Origin of the sequence: Streptomyces roseus (assembly GCF_001044425.1) — a bacterium.
GTDB classification, from domain to species: Bacteria; Actinomycetota; Actinomycetes; order Streptomycetales; family Streptomycetaceae; genus Streptomyces; species Streptomyces roseus.
The window spans coordinates 1-3,011 of sequence record NZ_LFML01000116.1; the positions used below are offsets into that span (position 1 = coordinate 1).

Genomic DNA, 3,011 nt, shown 5'->3' on the forward strand with positions numbered 1-3,011 from the left:
GGGCGGCCGGGGCCGCCGGAGGCGCGGAGAACTCGGTCGCCACGGGCGCCGCCGGAGCGGGCTTCGGGGCGGCCGGAGCCTTGGGACCGGGACGCGGGCCGGAGGCGGCCGGAGTCACCGGGGCGGGCGCGCTGGGGGCCGGAGCCTCTGCGGCGGCCGGCTTGGGGGCCGGGGCGCCGGGCTTCGGGGCAGCGGGACGTGCAACGGCGCCGGGGGTGGGAGCCCCGGGCTTGGCGGGCGCGGCCTTGCGGGGCGCGCCCGGCTTCGCAGCGGACTTGCCGGCGTTGCCGCCGGGCCCCTGCAGTGCGTCAGTCAACTTGCGTACAACCGGCGCCTCGATCGTCGAGGACGCCGAACGGACGAACTCACCGAGTTCCTGGAGCTTGGCCATGACGACCTTGCTCTCAACTCCGAACTCCTTGGCGAGTTCGTATACCCGGACCTTAGCCACTTCGCTCCTTTTAGGTCCGGGTTACGCCGGACCGTCGCTACTTCATGGGCGTACTCATCGCGTACTCATCGAGTGCTCATCGCAATCTCGACCTACTTCCAACTCGCGAGGTACCTGACCGCACGGGGTATCCGTGCCGTACTACTTCTTACGGTGTCGCCTCGGCCACGACGGCCACGGCTTTGCTCAGTCCGGTCGTGTCGAGTGCTCCCGGGGCCCTAAGGGCCCGGGGGAACGCTCTGCGACGGACCGCCTTGTCCAGACAGACCACGGCAGGGTGCACGTAGGCACCCCGGCCGGGCAGCGTACCGCGTGGATCGGGAACGCATTGGTCCCCGACCGCCACGATGCGCAGCAGATCGCTCTTGGCCGCTCGCTCCCGACACCCCACACAGGTTCGTTCGGGGCATGCGCGGGCTTGCGTCCGGCCAGACACGCCTAAGTCTACCTCCCCGCACCGACCTCACCCCTTCGGGCGAGAAATCGAACGGATGTTGTCGAGATCTGCTGTCTTGATCCTGTCTACCGGCCGGACAGCTCCGGCCGGTACCGGATTTATTCCCCGCCCCGGTCCCGGTCGGCGTCCGGGGACGCCTCGGTGTCGGGCCGGATGTCGATGCGCCAGCCGGTGAGCCGCGCGGCGAGGCGGGCGTTCTGGCCCTCCTTGCCGATGGCCAGCGACAGCTGGTAGTCGGGCACGGTCACGCGGGCGGAGCGCGAGTCCCAGTCGACGACGTCGACCGCGTTCACCCGGGCGGGTGACAGCGCGTTCGCGACCATCTCCGCCGGGTCGTCCGACCAGTCGACGATGTCGATCTTCTCGCCGTGCAGCTCGGCCATGACGTTGCGCACACGGGCGCCCATCGGGCCGATGCAGGCGCCCTTGGGGTTGAGCCCCGAGCGGGTCGACCGTACGGCGATCTTGGTGCGGTGGCCGGCCTCGCGGGCGATCGCCGAGATCTCGACGCTGCCGTCCGCGATCTCCGGGACCTCCAGCGCGAAGAGCTTCTTCACCAGGTTGGGGTGGGTGCGCGAGAGGGTCACGGACGGACCGCGGACACCCTTCGCCACCCGGACGACGTACGCCTTGATGCGCAGGCCGTGCGTGTACTCCTCGCCGGGGACCTGCTCCTGCACCGGCAGGATGGCCTCCAGCTTGCCGATGTCGACGAGGACGTTCTTGGGGTCCTTGCCCTGCTGGACGACACCGGTGATGACGTCGCCCTCACGGCCGGCGAACTCGCCGAAGGTGAGGTCGTCCTCGGCGTCGCGCAGACGCTGCAGGATCACCTGCTTGGCGGTCGTCGCGGCGATCCGGCCGAAGTCCGACGGCGTGTCGTCGAACTCCTTGGCCTCCTGCCCCTCCTCCAGGTCCCGCGGGTCCTCCGTCGCCCAGACGACGACGTGGCCGTTGGTGCGGTCCAGCTCCACGCGTGCGCGCCGGAAGCTGCCCTCGGTGCGGTGGTACGCGATGAGGAGGGCCGACTCGATCGCCTCGACGAGCAGGTCGAAGGAGATCTCCTTCTCCCGGACCAGACCCCGCAGGGCACTCATGTCGATGTCCACGGCTACGCCTCCTCTTCCTTCTTGTCCTTGCGGTTGAACTCGATCTCGACCCGCGCCTTGGCGATGTCGGTGAAAGCAATGCGGCGGGCGGTGGCCTTGCGGCCCTTCACACCCGGGACCTCCAGGTCCATGCCCTCGTCGTCCACGTCGAGGATGCGGGCGATCAGTTCCCCGCCCTCCGCGAGCTGGAACTTCACGAGGCGGTCGATCGCCCGGACGTAGTGACGGTGCTCGGTCAGCGGGCGGTCGGCGCCCGGCGAGCTCACTTCGAGGACGTACTCGTCCTCGCCCATCACGTCGGATTCGTCGAGCTTGTCGGAGACCTCGCGGCTCAGCTCGGCACACGCGTCCAGTTCGACGCCCTCGTCGGAGTCCACGATGACGCGCAGCATCCGGCGCTTGCCCGCCTTGGACATCTCGATGTCCTCGAGGTCCAGGCCCTTGGCGGCGACGAGCGGCTCCAGCAATCCGCGCAGCCTGTCGCTCTGGGTGGTGCTCATCCGGGTGACTCCTCGGCCGCGTGTGCTGTTGTGGTTTCCGTCGCGTGTCAGGTCAAAGGGTATCCGGTCGCGGAGGGTGTTGCCGTCCGCCGTCGGGAGGGGGCCCCGGGTACGGTGATCACACCCTGCCCCGCCACCATCTCCGAGGACGTCGCCGTGCCCTGGACTCCGCCTTCGCGGCCCTCTCGCAGGAGCCTGCTCGCCGGCGCCGCCGGCGCGGCCGGCGCCGCGCTGCTCACCGGGTGTTCCGACGGGTCCGGCCCGCCGGACGCCGACACCGCGGTTCCACTCGAACGGCGGATGCGCGGGACGGCCGTTCGGGACAGTGAACGGCTGCTGGAACGTTACGACGCCACCGCGGCCGCCCATCCGGCCCTGGCCGCGCGCCTCGCCCCGCTGCGCTCCGCGGTCGCCGCGCACGTCGGGGCGCTGGCCGTGGCGGGCCCCGCGGCCTCCCGGACCCCGAACGGGCCGCTGCCGTCCGCCTCGTCCTC

The 3,011-nt window shown here is 70.7% G+C and carries 4 protein-coding genes and 1 pseudogene; 1 reads left to right on the forward strand and 4 read right to left on the reverse strand.

Features of this window, described 5'->3' with window-relative positions:
- The 4 genes from ACS04_RS25915 to rimP all read right to left on the reverse strand — a co-directional run.
- The coding region (locus ACS04_RS25915; RefSeq protein ID WP_048479192.1) for a translation initiation factor IF-2 N-terminal domain-containing protein at positions 1 to 451 on the reverse strand (451 nt) is incomplete at its 3' end.
- A gap of 148 nt (positions 452 to 599) precedes the next feature.
- Positions 600 to 887, reverse strand: coding sequence for a YlxR family protein (locus ACS04_RS36635; RefSeq protein WP_078865342.1), 288 nt, complete (start codon positions 885 to 887; stop codon positions 600 to 602).
- A gap of 119 nt (positions 888 to 1,006) precedes the next feature.
- Positions 1,007 to 2,017 (reverse strand): transcription termination factor NusA, encoded by a 1,011-nt coding sequence (gene nusA, locus ACS04_RS25920; RefSeq protein WP_048479193.1) that lies wholly within the window; start codon positions 2,015 to 2,017, stop codon positions 1,007 to 1,009.
- Between the two features lie 2 nt (positions 2,018 to 2,019).
- Positions 2,020 to 2,517, reverse strand: coding sequence for a ribosome maturation factor RimP (gene rimP, locus ACS04_RS25925; protein ID WP_048479194.1), 498 nt, complete (start codon positions 2,515 to 2,517; stop codon positions 2,020 to 2,022).
- 114 nt (positions 2,518 to 2,631) lie between these two features.
- Here rimP and ACS04_RS25930 point away from each other — a divergent pair.
- Positions 2,632 to 3,011 (forward strand): annotated as a pseudogene (locus ACS04_RS25930) (hypothetical protein); the annotation flags it as partial.